The organism is Streptomyces caelestis, from assembly GCF_001279005.1.
Lineage (GTDB): Bacteria > Actinomycetota > Actinomycetes > Streptomycetales > Streptomycetaceae > Streptomyces > Streptomyces heliomycini.
The window spans coordinates 1-387 of sequence record NZ_LGCN01000086.1; the positions used below are offsets into that span (position 1 = coordinate 1).

At 59.4% G+C, this 387-nt stretch carries 1 rRNA gene; it reads right to left on the reverse strand.

The features are described from left to right. Window positions 1-387, reverse strand: a 23S ribosomal RNA gene (locus ADK41_RS09315); the annotation flags it as partial.

Consider the following 387-nt stretch of genomic DNA (forward strand, 5'->3'; position numbering starts at 1 on the left):
TCGGTTTAGGGTACGGGCCGCCATGAAACTCGCTAGAGGCTTTTCTCGACAGCATAGGATCATCCACTTCACCACAATCGGCTCGGCATCAGGTCTCAGCCTCAATGTGCGACGGATTTGCCTATCGCACGGCCTACACCCTTACCCCGGGACAACCACCGCCCGGGATGGACTACCTTCCTGCGTCACCCCATCACTCACCTACTAACCGCTTGGGCCGGCGGCTCCACCACTCCCCCTCACTCCGAAGAGATCAGGGGCGGCTTCACGGCCTTAGCATCACGATGCTCGATGTTTGACGCTTCACAGCGGGTACCGGAATATCAACCGGTTATCCATCGACTACGCCTGTCGGCCTCGCCTTAGGTCCCGACTTACCCTGGGCAG